The sequence below is a fragment of the Streptomyces sp. NPDC090994 genome, from assembly GCF_044768905.1.
In the GTDB taxonomy this organism is placed as follows: Bacteria; Actinomycetota; Actinomycetes; order Streptomycetales; family Streptomycetaceae; genus Streptomyces.
Genome location: NZ_JBIVWS010000002.1, coordinates 70,359 through 83,486 on the forward strand (window position 1 = coordinate 70,359; position 13,128 = coordinate 83,486).

Genomic DNA, 13,128 nt, shown 5'->3' on the forward strand with positions numbered 1-13,128 from the left:
GGAACATGAACGAGACGATCGCGGACGTGCGGATCCCGGACAGCGCTCTGGCGCGGGAGGCGACCGAACTGGTCCGTGAGGCAGCCTCACCGCTGCTGTTCGACCACTCCCGGCGCGTCTTCCTGTGGGGTTCGCTGCGCGGCCGCGAACTGGGGCTCCGGTTCGATCCGGAGCTGCTGTACGTCGGAGCGATGTTCCACGACCTGGGGCTGACCGAACGGTTCCGCCGTACCGATCAGCGTTTCGAGATCGACGGCGCCGACGAGGCGCGGCGGTTCCTGCACGCCCACGGTGTCACCGGGGAGGCGGCCGACCGGGTCTGGACGGCGATCGCCCTGCACACCACACCGGAGATCCCGCTGCACATGGCCCCCGAGGTGGCCCTGGTCACCCGGGGAGTGGAACTGGACGTGCTGGGCATCGGCTACCACGCCGTCTCCGACGAGCAGCGCGCCGCCGTGGTGGACGCCCATCCCCGCCCGGACTTCAAGAACGGGATCCTGGCCGCGTTCACCGAGGGCATCAAGGACCGCCCCGACACGACGTTCGGCAACGTCAAGGCCGACGTGCTCGCCCACTGCGTACCCGGATTCGTCCGCGGCGACTTCGTCGAGGTCATCAAGGACTCGGCCTGGCCCGAATAGCCCGGACCCGCGACCGGCGAAAACCGGCCCGGGCACGGCGGCGCCCCGGCACCTCCTCGGAACGTGCGGTCAAGCCGCAGAGCCGGGGCCGGGCGGGAGGTGCACGGTCATGATCAGGTGGCATGTCCCGGAGCCCGAGCCGCGGTAGGTGTGGGGGGCGTCGCCGTCGAACGCCGCGGTCTGCCCGGCCTCGACCGCGTGCTCGGTGCCGTCGACGACGAGCACCATCCGCCCCGCGGTGACGCTGACGGTCTCCACGACGCCGCTCTGGTGCGGGTGGCTGGGGTACTCCTCGCCCGGTTCCAGCCTCCAGCGCCAGACCTCGACCGGGGCCGGTCCCGACGTGGTCAGCATGAGGCGGGCCTCGCCGCCCTTCTCCCCGGCCCACAAGGGCATGACGGCGTCGGCGGCCACGACCCGGACCCGACCTTCGGCCGGCCCCTCCATCAGCGCGGACACCGAGACGCCGAGGGTGTCGGCGAGGCGGACCAGGGTGGCGAAGTTCGGGTTTCCCTGGGCCTTCTCCAGGCCGACCAGGGCACCCTTGCTGACCTTGGCGCGGCGGCCGAGTTCGTCCAGGGACAGTCCGGCGCGGGTACGGGCCGCGCGGACGTTGTGCGCGAGCGTCCGCAGTGCCGCCTCGGTCTCGGCCATCGCTGTCACCCCTCCAGGCAGTAGTTCAGTGCATTGCACCACACGGTCGTTCGGTTGACGACTCTCGGTCGATGCGTTGTACGGTGTGGTCGTTCCATTGATAGTAAGGGATGTACCCGTGATCGCTCTGCTGCTGGCCCTGGGCAGCTCCCTGGCCTACGGATGCGCTGACTTCCTCGGCGGTCTCGGTGCCCGCAAGGCCCACGTCCTGCGCACCGTGATGATCGCCGCCCCGGCCTCGCTCACCGTCGAGCTGGTGCTGTGGCCGTTCCTCGGCGCCTCCTTCGTCCCGGCCACCCTGGCCTGGGGCGCCGCCTCGGGCGTCGCGTCGGCCGCCGCGTTCGCGCTGCTCTACCGCACGCTCGCGATCGGCCCGATGAACGTCCTGTCCCCGGTCACCGCGCTGGTCTCGGCGATGCTGCCGGTGGGCGTGGGGCTGGTGCAGGGCGAGCACTTGGGCCCGGCCGGGCTGATCGGCCTGCCGTTGGCGCTGACGGCCGTGGTGCTGGTCAGCGCCGGACACGGCGCCGGCAGCGCCCGGCCGTCGCGGACCGCGCTGTCGCTGGCTCTCGGTGCCGGGGCCGCCATCGCCCTGCAACTGGTCTTCCTGCACCAGGCGCCGTCCGACAGCGGTGTCGGGCCGCTGATCGTCGGCCGCGCCGTGTCCTCCGCGGTCACGCTGGCCGCGGCCGGCCTGATGTTCCGGCGGCTGGGACCGGAGAAACCGGCGTACGCGATGTCGGCGACGGCCGGTGTGCTGGACTCCGTGGCAAACCTGCTGTTCCTGCTCGCCGCCCGCAGCGGCGACCTGGCCGTCGTCGCCGTGATCACCGCCCTGTACCCGGCCGGCACCGTCCTGCTCGCCCGCGGTGTCCTCGCCGAGCGGATCCACCGGGGCCAGCTGATCGGCCTGGGCACCGCCGCCGTCGCCGTCAGCCTCCTCGCCCTCACCTGACCCCGCCGTTCCAGCCCGCCCCACCCACTGACCGAATCGGACACATGATGACCACTTTCCGTATCAGCCCCGCTGTCGCCGACGCCTTCCCCGATACGCTCATCGCGGTCGTCGCCGCCGCCGGCCTGCGCGGCGGCGAGCCCTGGCCCGCCGCCACCGCCGCCCTGGACGACCTGGAGGCCCGGCTCGCGGACGGCGCCTGGCAGCCCGCCGACGAGAGCGACCCGAGGATCGAGGCGTGGCATGCCGCCTACCGCTCCTTCGGCACCAACCCCCGCCGCGTACGGCCCAGTGTCGACGCCCTGGGCCGCCGCATGGCCAAGAAGGGCACCCTGCCCCGGATCAACCCGGCCGTCGACTCGTACAACGCGGTCTCCGTCCGGCACGGCCTGCCCGCCGGCGCCTTCGACCTCGACCACGTCACCGGCGACGTCGAGATCCGCCACGCCGACGGCAGCGAGACCTTCACCCCGCTCGGCGAGCCGGACACCGTCGAGAACCCCAAGCCCGGCGAGATCGTCTACACCGACAGCACGGACGTACTCACCCGGCACTGGAACCACCGCGACGCCCACCGCACCCGCGTCACCGAGGACTCCACCCGCGTCGCCTTCGTCCTGGAGACCGTCGCCGCCAGCCGCGACGGGCACCTGCTCAGGACGGCGGCCGACGACCTGCGGAGCCTGCTCCGGCAGCACTGCGCCCACAGCACCGTGCACTACCTCGGCCCGGCACACCCCGACACCACCGTCTGACCGCCACCGGCTCGGTCCGCCTGCCCGCACCAGGCACTCGGCGGCGGTGAGGCCGTGACCCACCGCCGCTGGAGGATCACCCGCGCCGCCCCTCGGAGGTCTGTCTTGTTCACCGGTCTGAGCGCTTTCCCGCTCACCCCCGTTCCGGGCCACGGCAGCGTCGACGAGAGGGGGTTCGCCACGCTGGTCGACCGGCTCGCCACCGCCGGGGCCGACTCCATCGGGGCGCTGGGCTCCACCGGCTCCTGCGCCTACCTGACCTGTGAGGAACGGGCCCGCGTCGCCCGCGTCGTGGTCGAGCACGCCGACGGAGTGCCGGTCGTCGTCGGCATCGGGGCACTGCGCACCCGCCAGGTGCTCCAGGCCGCCGAGGACGCGCAGAAGGCCTGGGCCTCCGGTGTACAGCTGGCCCCGGTGTCCTACCAGCCGCTGACCGACGACGACGTCTTCGGACTGTTCGAGGAGGTCACCGCCAACCTGTCGGTCCCGTTGGTGATCTACGACAACCCCGGCACCACGCACTTCACCTTCACCTTCACCTTCACCTTCACCGACGAGCTGTACACCCGCCTGGCCCGGCTGCCGCGGGTGGCGTCCATCAAGATTCCCGCGCTCCCCGCCGACCCGGCGGAGGCCCGGACGCGTGTCGAGCACCTGCGCCGGCTCCTGCCCGGCACGGATCCCTGCGGGTCGTCGCGGCGGCCGCCGCACACCTCGCCGCGGTCGTCGAACAGCTCGGGCTCCGGACCTGACACGCCATTTGGTGCAGGGGGTGACGGCCGGTTCGGTGAAGCGAAGCAGGGGCAACACCGGCCGAGGCGCTGTGCACGGGGAGACCAGAGTCGGTGCGCACGCACGCAAAACCGGTTCCGAGGCGTCCCTAAGGTGGGCATTGCCCGGCGGAGGTCCGTTTCCGGTGGGCCCGCCGCGCCGGAACCACCGGCATCCGGCACGCACACGATGTACTCAGGAGTCCGCATGTCTCACACCTTCGAGCCGGTCGAGCCGGTGCTGGAGTCGGCCGCGGCCGCGTTCGCCGAGGCCACGGCCAACCCCCCGTACCTGTTCGACCTGCCGCCGGCCGAGGGCCGCAAGGCGGTGGACGAGGTGCAGTCCGGTGACATCGCCAAGCCGGCGGTGGACGAGGAGTGGATCACCGTCGAGGGCGGCCCCACCGGCTCCGTACGGGCCCGCATCGTCCGCCCCGCCGGCGCCGGGGGCACCCTCCCGGTGATCCTCTACATCCACGGCGCCGGCTGGGTCTTCGGCAACGCCCACACCCACGACCGCCTGGTCCGCGAACTCGCCGTCGGCGCCGGGGCGGCCGTCGTCTTCCCCGAGTACGACCTCTCGCCCGAGGCCCGCTACCCGGTCGCCATCGAGCAGAACTACGCCGTCGCCCGCTGGATCGTCACCGAAGGCGCCGCCCACGACCTGGACGCCGCCCGCCTCGCGGTGGCCGGCGACTCCGTCGGCGGCAACATGAGCGCCGCCCTCACCCTGATGGCCAAGGAACGCGGCGACGTCCCGCTCGTCCAGCAGGTGCTGTTCTACCCGGTGACCGACGCGAGCTTCGACACCGGCTCCTACCACCAGTTCGCCACCGGCTACTTCCTGCGCCGCGACGGCATGCAGTGGTTCTGGGACCAGTACACGACCGACGAGGCCGAACGCGCCCAGATCACCGCCTCCCCGCTGCGCGCCACCACCGAGCAGCTCACCGGCCTGCCCCCGGCCCTGGTCATCACCGCCGAGGCCGACGTCCTGCGCGACGAGGGCGAGGCCTACGCGGCCAAGCTGCGCGAGGCCGGCGTGCCCGTCACCGCCCTCCGTGTCGAGGGGGTCATCCACGACTTCGTGATGCTCAATGCCCTGCGCGAGACCCAGGGTGCCGAAGCCGCCATCACCATCGCGACCCGCACCCTGCACTCCGCGCTGCACACCCGGTGACCTCGGGCGCGTCCGTCACGGAACGCCGTGCGCACAGCGGGTGACGCACGCGCCGAAGGCGGCCGGCCAGGTGGCCGGCCGCCTTCGGTATGACACCGCTCCGGGGCCCGTGAGCGACCGGCGTGGCCACGCACCGCGAGGCGCTCACCGCCTCCTTCGACCCACCGCACATGGAGACCCAGTGACGACACCCGACGGCATCTCCCCCGACGTCCCGCCCAGCGGCCCCGGCTGCGCCGAGTGCGACACCACCGGTGGCTGGTGGTTCCACCTGCGCCGCTGCGCGAGCTGCGGCCACGTCGGCTGTTGCGACGATTCCCCGTCCCGGCACGCGACCCTGCACGCCCGGACCAGCGGTCACCCGTTCATCCAGAGCTTCGAACCCGGCGAGGACTGGTTCTGGGACTACGGAACGTCCACCTTGTACGAGACGGGACCGCGCCTGGCGCCGCCGCACAGTCACCCGGCCGCCCCGCCGGTCCCGGGACCGGCGGGGCGGGTGCCGGCCGACTGGGCCGACCGTCTGGGCTGATCGGGCCCGTCGGCGGCACGGCGGGTCCGCCGCGCCACCTCTCTCAGGGGCGCGGGATGTTGCGCAGGTTGGTGCGGGCGAGGTGGATCATGCGTCCGACCCCGCCGGTGAGGACGCTGCGGCCCGCGGACAGGGCGAAGCCGCTGACCTGTTCCGCGGTGGTCCGGGGGCGCCGGCGGCAGCGCGTCCCACACCAGGGGCGGCAGCCGGGACCGGCGCCGGGCATCACTCACCAGGCGTACCGCATGTGCGGCGGCAACGTCGGCACACCTCGTCGGCCGCGTTCGGCGCTGGTCGCGCACCGGATGGGCATCGCCGGACTCCGCGGCCGCCTCGGTCATCACACGTTCCCGTCGATTCGTTGTCAGGGCAGCCCCGGCCGGGTCGCCACCGCGTACAGCCGGAGCCAGGTCGAGTACGGGGACGACGGGCCGGGCGGCCCCGGCGTGTACCGCGGCCTCGTCGGGTCCACGGTAGGACGCGGTGCGGCGGGCCACATGAGTCCACCGTCTGATGCCACCGTGCCGGGATACGACCACAGGAGGAGTCCCCCTGCCTCCCGCGGTCGCAGCAGCGGCCGCTGACGTGGTGTGCGCGATCGCGACTCCGGTCGCACGGGCGGTACGTCTTGTCGCGGCTCCGGTCGCATCGGGGATGTGCGTCCGGTTGCGACCGCGGTCGCGCGCGATGGCGGCCGTGGGCCGATGCGGCACGGGGTGCTCCGCGCCGAGCATGGCCGGGTGAACGAGATCATCACGGGACTTCGGATGTCCCCGTCGGAAATACTCGCCTTGCTGGGTGCCGTCGCGCTGGTGGTGGCGCGCTGGCTTCCCCCGCCGCCCGCCCACGCGTCACGTTCGCGGCGGGAGCGGTTCTCGTACTGTCCGCGACGGTGCTGTGCGTGGCGGGGATCCGCTGGCAGATGCTGCCGGTCCTGGCAGGGGCGGCCACCGTGTTGCCGTTCGCCGTCGTGCCTCTGCTGCGGCGGCGTACCGGCCGGCCGACGAGGCGGGCCCGCTGGTGGACGGCGTTGCCGGGATCGGTGGCCTGCGTCGGCCTGATGGCCGCGGGCCCGCTGGCCCGCTGGCCCGCTGGCCCGCTGGCCCGCTGGCCGCGTGGGCCTTTCCCGTGCCCGTGTTTCCCGAACCGTCGGGCCGCTTCGCGGTCGGCACCCGTGTGGTGCAGTGGGCCGACCCGCGCCGCCCCGAGACCGCCACTGCCGACCCGCACGACCGGCGCACGGTCGTGGTCCAGCTCTGGTACCCCGCGCGGCGGAGCCCCGCGGGCGCTCAGCGGGCCCCGTACCTCGGGCGCACGGAGCACGAGGCGCGCATCGTCTCCGAAGCCCTCGGCCGCTATTCCGGGCTGCCCGGCTTCCTCCTCGACGGCGTCATGCGTGCCCACACCCACGCGGTCTTCGACGCCCCGGTGGCCGGCGGGGGCGGACGGTTCCCGGTCGTGCTGTTCTCCCCGGGGCGGGGAGGCGTGCGCACCCAGAACACCGCCTGGGCGGAGGAACTGGCCAGTCACGGCTATGTGGTCGCCGCCCTCGACCACCCCTACGACTCCGCCGCAGTCGTCCTCGCCGACGGCCGAACGATCGACACCGAGGTCGCCTCCACCGGCGACGACGAGGAGGACAATGAACGGGCCGTCGAGACGGCGGTGGTCCGGGCCGCCGACCTCGGCTTCGTCCTCACTCAGCTGGGCCGTCTGGACCGGGGCAGGATCGCGGGCCCGCTGACCGGACGCCTGGACACCGGCCGAGCGGCGGTGACCGGACACTCCCTGGGCGGCGCCGCCGCCCTGCGGGCAGCCCGCCAGCACCGCCGGTTCGACGCCGTCATCGATCTGGACGGCTACCCCCGCGACCCCGGCCCGCGTGCCTTCCACCAGCCCGTACTCGCGCTCACCCAGGCCATCGGCCCGGACACCGACGCGTTACCTGCCCCGCCTCGCCGAGGTACTCGGACTCAGCACCGCGACGAGCTACCGGCTCACCCTCCCCGGTGCCGCACACCTCACCTTCATGGACGCCCCCCTGTACCTGCCGCCGGTGCCCTCGCTCCTCGGGTCCCTCGGCCGTACCGAGGGCGCGCGCGTCGTCGTCGCGACCAGGCACGGTCGTTGCCCTCCCCGCCGGAGTGCCGTACACGGTGTGTGTTCCCGTCGCGTACGGCACAGTTCAGGGACGCCTCACCGTGCGGACGTCGCCTGTGGCCGGCCTCCGTGGGTCCCGGCCGCTCGGTCACCTCCGTCGCCGGGCCGGTGTCAGGTCCGGGCCCTTCCGGTTCGGATGAGTCCTCCGCTGGAGTGAACCCTGGCGCAAGCCGCCCCGGCCGCCGCCGTCACCCCGTATCAGTAGAGCGTGATGACCAACCTGATGCGTGCCGCGGCCGCCGCCGCCCTCACGCTTGCGCCCCTGGCCGTTCCGGCGTCCGCCTCCGGCGACCCCCACTCGACGCACATCGCGATCGACTGCCCCTCCGGTTACGTCTGCGTCTACCCCGAGATCAACTTCGGCGGGCAGCCCTGGGTGCGCCGTGCCGTCGACGGCAGCGTGAAGGACCTGCCCTCGTCGATCCGCAACCGTGGCAGTTCCATCCGCAACAACTCCGACCGCACCGCCCGCGTCTACGAGAGGCGTGACTACGCCGGCCGGTGGGTGTGCGTCACCCGCAGCGGCGGCTCCATCCACGACCTGCGCGGCTACAACCTCAACGACCAGACCCGCTCCCTGAAGATCAACCGGAACAACTGCGGCTGATCCCGCGCTGTCCCGTTCTGTCGGCGGGCAGGCGACGTGACCCTCCGGGTGGTCGTGGCAGCACGGCGCCCCGGGCTCGGTCCGGCCTGCCCGGCCCGACGGCGCACCGGTCCGGGTGCGCCCGGACCACCGGCCCGCCCCAGGGCAGGCGCCGACGCCGCCCGGCCGAGCGGACGGCTCCTGGTCGGCCGAGCGGCCGAACGCCGGTCGCGCTGCGGCTCGGCCGTCCCGTTTGCGGGACGCGCCGGACGGGTGAAGAGTGGATCCGTATCGACCTCCGGCATTCTTCTGGCTCCGACATCTTCCGGAGCCGGCCGGCAACGGTCGTTTTCCCCACGGACGACACCTCGGCGTCGAGCGCATCGGGACCCGCCATGGCCAGAACTCCCCGGACTCCCCGGAGACACATCGTTCACGCGGCCAATGCGTCCCTTCTCGCCGCGGCGCTCGCGCTGCCGGCCGGTCCGACGATTTCCTCGGCGCACGCTCAGAGCGTGAACGGTGACCGAGCCGGGGCAGCGGCTCGGACCACGGACCCTCCGGAGCCTCCTCCCTCCGAGCCGAGCGGTCCGGCGGAAGGCGAAACGACCCCTCCCCCACCGCCGGACTCCGATCCGGCCGGTCCGACGGACACCACGACGCCTCCCTCCTCACCGGGCGAGACGCCCGGCGCCACTGAACCGCCTGACCCCGGCGACACGGACGGACAGGTGTCCGAACCCCCGCCGGAGCAGGAAGGGGACATCGACGAGGCGACGACGGCCCTGGACGAGGAGAAGGAGCGAGTCCCCGAAGCACTCGTGCCGGCCGTGGAAACACTGATCACCCTCGTCGGCGCGGTCGAGGACCCCGAGACGATGCCGCAGGACAGACAGGGAGTCGTCGAGAGTGCGAAGAACATGTCCACCGCGCTGGCAGCCATCAACGACCCGAAGACCCCTCCCGAGTTGCGTGAGGAACTGACCACGATCGTGGAGCAGGTGACTTCGGCGCTCAAGACGGTCAGCGAGCCCCGAGTGCCGGCCGAGAAGAGGTCCACGCTCATCCTGGTGGTCAAACGGGCCACCTCCACCCTGGACATCATCTGCGACCCCAAGACACCGCAAGGCCTGCGTGGTGAGATGGTCACGTCAACGACGAACACGGTCTACGCTGTCGAGCAGAGCAACGGGCCGGAGACCGAATCCACCCTCATGCTGCTGGGGTCTTCCGCGGACATCATGCACGACTCGAAGACGCCGTCGAGGGAACGAGAACAGCTCTCGGACATCACTCAGTTGGTCAGTTCGCTGCTGAGGAAGATCAGCGACCCCGGGACATCGCAGGAGGAGCGGTCGGAGACCGCGAAAGAGCTGGACGAGAAATCCGCCCGCATGAAGAAAGAACAGGAACGAGCTGCCTCCGCCCAGGAACGCCCGAAGGAATCCCTCGGCAAGGCCGCCGCGTTCTGCAGCAGCGCCGTTTTCGAGTCCGTGCCCGAGTCCGACCTCGTGCACGGGCTGAAGGAACTGGTTCCCGCGCAGTGGGAGGAGGAGGGGGTCAAGGACTTCTGGAAGGCGGAGGAAAAGAGCAACGACACGCTCGACGTCCTCGCCCAGCTGAGGAACAACGAGCACACCCACGGCCCGTTCAAGGTCGTACCGCTCATCACCGAACTCGCGGAACTCGTGCCGCACGACAGGCTGTTCGGGACCCTGGGGGCCGCGGCCCTGTCCTGCGAGCAGACTGCCACGTACCTGGAGGAGAGGTTCGGGGTCATGGTGGGCAGTTGGCTCACGAAGGGCGGTGGGTGACCGGTCAGCCGGCAGACCTCAGCAGTTCGGCCACGGCGATCTCCGCATCAGCCCGGGCCCCCGCAGCTCCATATCTCTCCAGTTCCCTTCTTTCTTCGGCATAGTCACCGAGCACGGAGAAACTGAAAGGGAAGGAAGATATCGAAGAGATGAACCGGCCCCTGGGGGACCAGACAGCAGTCACATAACGCGGCTTGCGCGTGACGTTGATGAGATTGTTGTTGTGCCGTACCCTTGCACGGTATATGAGCTGGCTGCCGCACATCGCCGGGTCGCAATAATAGGATCGATCACGTTCATTCCACGACGGATGAGCGGACCTGAACTCCTGCACATCGATCTTCCCGCGGTCCTTCCTCATGTAGGAGATCTGCAACTCGACACTCACGGTGTCGTATTCGACAGCCCGGGGAAGCTGGAACACACGCGTCAGAGCGTACTCCTGCCCGACGTCGAGCGAATTACCGGACTCGGAGAACCTTCCACTGCTTATGGTGGTGTAGGCGAGCCGGTCGACATAGAGTTCGGCCTCCCCTTCGCGCGTCCCCTGTTTCCCGACGCTCTCCCGCCACTCGGCCATCAGGTCTTCCTCCCCCAAGGAATACAAGGCTCCCCTGCCGCGGACCGTGTAGATGTCATTGAGGATGTACACCGGGACTCCTCCGGTGTTCTTCACATGCAGTGTCAGTGGTACGTGCACGAAGGGAAGCCTGCTGTCCTCCCGGGCCTTCCCGAACTCTGCCTTCAGGGTGAAGTGCATGGGGGCGGCCGCAGGCTGGTACATAGTGGAGTAGGCCAGGCTGACAGCCGTCAGAAGCGCTGTGACAACCACCCCGGCCGCGAACTTCCTGGGCTGCGGCACCCCTTTCCACGATGTGTGGCGCACCAGAATCCAGAGTGCCCATATGGACCAGCAGAAGGCCGGCAGACAGACCAGCAGATGGCGCGTGTACTCCTTCTCCTCGAACCAGAGGAGAAGGAGGAGGCCGTCAGTGGCCAGTACAGTGAACGCGCCGAGCAGGACAATCGCCCCGGATGCCTTGAACTGCTGCCTTCCCCAGTGGTCGAGCGCCGATATCGCCGAGATCCCGAGCAGCACGCCCGAGAGGACGAACAGCACTCCGGTGATCCGTTGCGCGAACGTCAGGGCACCCGAAGCGTCCGGCCATCCGATGACCACGTTGAAGACCATGGATACGAGCAGCCCGGCCACCATGAGTGACATGGTCGAGCGCCGTCTCCAGGGTCGGTCGGGCCAGTCTCCGCTGTCACCCCCGCGCCAATGCACGGATGCCGGATCGTCCAGGTCGACGTACTCCGCGCAACCCCGGCGGCGGAGCACTCTGGCCAGCTCGGCCCGTGACCATGCGCTGCCGGCCAGCTGTCCGTCGATGGTGACGCGGCGAAGACCACGGCTGTCCGGCGGCTCCACGACGACCCATGGACGGATGTTCATGACCACAGAGTCGAACGTGGTCCGGCACCGTGCACGCGGAGCTACCCCGTTCGCCGTCACGCACCGGGGTCCGCGGCCCGTCCCACCAGGCGTGACACAGTTCACCGCGAAAGCGGCTCGATCTTGGAATGTCCGTTGCCTCGTCACCGCTGCACACCGAGGGGCTCGGGCCGGTCAGGTGCGCCGGATGGCGGCGGCGCTTGACACAACCGCCCGCGCCTCCGTCCCCGTACCGCACATCCTCGAAAGGTCGCCCGCACCATGCCCCTGGCCCTGCTGGCCCTCGCCGTCGTCGCGTTCGGCATCGGCACGACCGAGTTCGCCACGATGGGGCTGCTGCCCCAGATAGCCGACGGCGTCGGTGTCTCCGTACCACAGGCCGGCAACCTCGTCTCGGCCTACGCGCTCGGTGTCGTCGTGGGTGCCCCCGTCCTCACGGGCATCGGAGCGCGCATACCGCACAAGCGGCTGCTGCTGCTCCTGACCGGACTGTTCGTGGTCGGCAACGTCGCCTCCGCGGTCGCTCCGGGCTTCGGCTCGCTCTTCGCCGCCCGGTTCCTGGCGGGGCTGCCGCACGGCGCGCTCTTCGGTGTCGGCGCCGTGGTGGCCTCCCGGCTGGTGGCGCCCGAACGCGCGGCACGGGCCGTCTCCAAGATGTTCCTGGGACTCACCGTCGCCAACATCGTCGGCGTCCCGGCCGGCACGGCCCTCGGCCAGCAGCTGGGCTGGCGGTTCGCGTACGGGGCGGTCGCGGTCATCGGCCTGGTCGCCCTGGCCTCGCTGGCCCTCTTCGTTCCGCACCAGCCGCGCGGCGGGCAGTCCGGCATCCGGCACGAGCTGCGGGCGATGGGCAACCGGCAGGTCGCGATCGGCCTGGCCACGGCCGTCGTGGGATTCGGCGGGTTCTTCGCCGTGTACAGCTATCTCGTGCCCATGCTGACCAACCTGACGGGCATCTCCGACTCCTCGACCACCCTGGTCCTCGCCCTCTACGGCGTCGGGATGACGCTCGGCACACTGATCGCGGGCCCGTTCACCGACCGCGCGCTGCGGCCGACCCTGTACGTGGGGCTCGTCCTGCTCGCCGCCGCGCTGGTGACGTTCTACTTCACCGTGCACAGCACGGTGCCCGCGCTCCTGACCATCGCCTTCCTCGGGGCGATGGGATCCTTCATCACGACGCCCGTGCAGATGCTCCTCATGGCCAAGGCCAAGGACGCTCCGACGATGGCGGCGGCCTCCAACCACTCCGCCTTCAACCTGGCCAACGCGGGCGGTGCGTGGCTCGGCGGCCTGACCATCTCGGCCGGCTGGGGCTGGGCCTCACCCAACCTGGTCGGCGCGGCACTCGCCCTGGCGGGCCTCGGACTCGCCTTCACCGGGGGCCTCATCGACCGGGGCGGCAGGCGCTCCGACGTGATCTCCGCTCCCGGCCAGGAGACGTCGACCGCGGCCGGAGACACCTCGGCCCAACGGCGCGAGCAGGAGCCGGCTGCCTCGCTCCTGCCTTCCGCCGCCCCTGGTGAGCGCGGCTAGCAGCCCGTACTCGCACCGAAAAGCACCCTCACTGGCCGCGCGCCGGCCTCGCGCAAGGTGATACCCGCGAGGCCGGCGGCCATGGT

11 protein-coding genes and 2 pseudogenes are annotated in these 13,128 nt (G+C 71.2%); 10 read left to right on the forward strand and 3 right to left on the reverse strand.

What is annotated here, in order from left to right; translation table 11 throughout:
- The first annotated feature begins 5 nt into the window (after positions 1 to 5).
- On the forward strand, positions 6 to 644 hold the full coding sequence (locus ACIQR3_RS04810) for an HD domain-containing protein (protein ID WP_403534159.1): 639 nt from the start codon (positions 6 to 8) through the stop codon (positions 642 to 644).
- A gap of 69 nt (positions 645 to 713) precedes the next feature.
- Here ACIQR3_RS04810 and ACIQR3_RS04815 read toward each other — a convergent pair whose 3' ends face one another.
- Positions 714 to 1,298, reverse strand: coding sequence for a helix-turn-helix domain-containing protein (locus tag ACIQR3_RS04815; RefSeq protein WP_403534161.1), 585 nt, complete (start codon positions 1,296 to 1,298; stop codon positions 714 to 716).
- A 118-nt stretch (positions 1,299 to 1,416) separates the two neighbouring features.
- On the opposite strand from ACIQR3_RS04815, the gene ACIQR3_RS04820 reads away from it, so the two are divergent.
- From ACIQR3_RS04820 to ACIQR3_RS04840, 5 genes and pseudogenes are all read left to right on the forward strand, one after another.
- Complete coding sequence (locus ACIQR3_RS04820; protein WP_403534163.1) at positions 1,417 to 2,253, forward strand: EamA family transporter; 837 nt, start codon at positions 1,417 to 1,419, stop codon at positions 2,251 to 2,253.
- A 47-nt stretch (positions 2,254 to 2,300) separates the two neighbouring features.
- Entirely contained in the window at positions 2,301 to 3,008 is a 708-nt protein-coding gene (locus tag ACIQR3_RS04825; RefSeq protein WP_403535417.1) for a B3/4 domain-containing protein, read from the forward strand.
- A 54-nt stretch (positions 3,009 to 3,062) separates the two neighbouring features.
- A pseudogene (locus ACIQR3_RS04830) lies at positions 3,063 to 3,599 on the forward strand (dihydrodipicolinate synthase family protein); the annotation flags it as partial.
- A 387-nt stretch (positions 3,600 to 3,986) separates the two neighbouring features.
- The gene (locus ACIQR3_RS04835) at positions 3,987 to 4,958 is read left to right on the forward strand and encodes an alpha/beta hydrolase (RefSeq protein WP_403535419.1); all 972 of its coding nucleotides are present in this window, start codon (positions 3,987 to 3,989) and stop codon (positions 4,956 to 4,958) included.
- 181 nt (positions 4,959 to 5,139) lie between these two features.
- Positions 5,140 to 5,490, forward strand: a complete 351-nt coding sequence (locus ACIQR3_RS04840; RefSeq protein ID WP_403534165.1) for a UBP-type zinc finger domain-containing protein — start codon at positions 5,140 to 5,142, stop codon at positions 5,488 to 5,490.
- Positions 5,491 to 5,533: 43 nt separating this feature from the next.
- Here the strand turns inward: ACIQR3_RS04840 and ACIQR3_RS04845 are convergent, their stop codons facing one another.
- On the reverse strand, positions 5,534 to 5,716 hold the full coding sequence (locus tag ACIQR3_RS04845; RefSeq protein WP_403535479.1) for a hypothetical protein: 183 nt from the start codon (positions 5,714 to 5,716) through the stop codon (positions 5,534 to 5,536).
- A 478-nt stretch (positions 5,717 to 6,194) separates the two neighbouring features.
- Here ACIQR3_RS04845 and ACIQR3_RS04850 point away from each other — a divergent pair.
- From ACIQR3_RS04850 to ACIQR3_RS04860, 3 genes and pseudogenes are all read left to right on the forward strand, one after another.
- A pseudogene (locus ACIQR3_RS04850) lies at positions 6,195 to 7,603 on the forward strand (alpha/beta hydrolase family protein); the annotation flags it as partial.
- A gap of 258 nt (positions 7,604 to 7,861) precedes the next feature.
- Positions 7,862 to 8,257, forward strand: a complete 396-nt coding sequence (locus tag ACIQR3_RS04855) for a peptidase inhibitor family I36 protein (RefSeq protein WP_403535422.1) — start codon at positions 7,862 to 7,864, stop codon at positions 8,255 to 8,257.
- A gap of 710 nt (positions 8,258 to 8,967) precedes the next feature.
- Positions 8,968 to 10,050 (forward strand): hypothetical protein, encoded by a 1,083-nt coding sequence (locus tag ACIQR3_RS04860; RefSeq protein ID WP_403534168.1) that lies wholly within the window; start codon positions 8,968 to 8,970, stop codon positions 10,048 to 10,050.
- Positions 10,051 to 10,054: 4 nt separating this feature from the next.
- Here ACIQR3_RS04860 and ACIQR3_RS04865 read toward each other — a convergent pair whose 3' ends face one another.
- Positions 10,055 to 11,506, reverse strand: coding sequence for a hypothetical protein (locus ACIQR3_RS04865; protein ID WP_403534171.1), 1,452 nt, complete (start codon positions 11,504 to 11,506; stop codon positions 10,055 to 10,057).
- 261 nt (positions 11,507 to 11,767) lie between these two features.
- Here ACIQR3_RS04865 and ACIQR3_RS04870 point away from each other — a divergent pair, with 261 nt between their 5' ends.
- Positions 11,768 to 13,042, forward strand: a complete 1,275-nt coding sequence (locus ACIQR3_RS04870) for an MFS transporter (protein ID WP_403534174.1) — start codon at positions 11,768 to 11,770, stop codon at positions 13,040 to 13,042.
- The last annotated feature ends 86 nt before the right edge of the window (positions 13,043 to 13,128 follow it).

What these genes read in the sequence shown, in the direction of transcription:
- ACIQR3_RS04810 (WP_403534159.1), top strand. Translation starts at nt 6, where the DNA reads ATGAACGAGACGATCGCGGACGTGCGGATCCCGGACAGCGCTCTGGCG.
- ACIQR3_RS04815 (WP_403534161.1), bottom strand. Translation starts at nt 1,298, where the DNA reads ATGGCCGAGACCGAGGCGGCACTGCGGACGCTCGCGCACAACGTCCGC.
- ACIQR3_RS04825 (WP_403535417.1), top strand. Translation starts at nt 2,301, where the DNA reads ATGACCACTTTCCGTATCAGCCCCGCTGTCGCCGACGCCTTCCCCGAT.
- ACIQR3_RS04835 (WP_403535419.1), top strand. Translation starts at nt 3,987, where the DNA reads ATGTCTCACACCTTCGAGCCGGTCGAGCCGGTGCTGGAGTCGGCCGCG.
- ACIQR3_RS04845 (WP_403535479.1), bottom strand. Translation starts at nt 5,716, where the DNA reads ATGCCCGGCGCCGGTCCCGGCTGCCGCCCCTGGTGTGGGACGCGCTGC.
- ACIQR3_RS04855 (WP_403535422.1), top strand. Translation starts at nt 7,862, where the DNA reads ATGACCAACCTGATGCGTGCCGCGGCCGCCGCCGCCCTCACGCTTGCG.
- ACIQR3_RS04865 (WP_403534171.1), bottom strand. Translation starts at nt 11,506, where the DNA reads ATGAACATCCGTCCATGGGTCGTCGTGGAGCCGCCGGACAGCCGTGGT.
- ACIQR3_RS04870 (WP_403534174.1), top strand. Translation starts at nt 11,768, where the DNA reads ATGCCCCTGGCCCTGCTGGCCCTCGCCGTCGTCGCGTTCGGCATCGGC.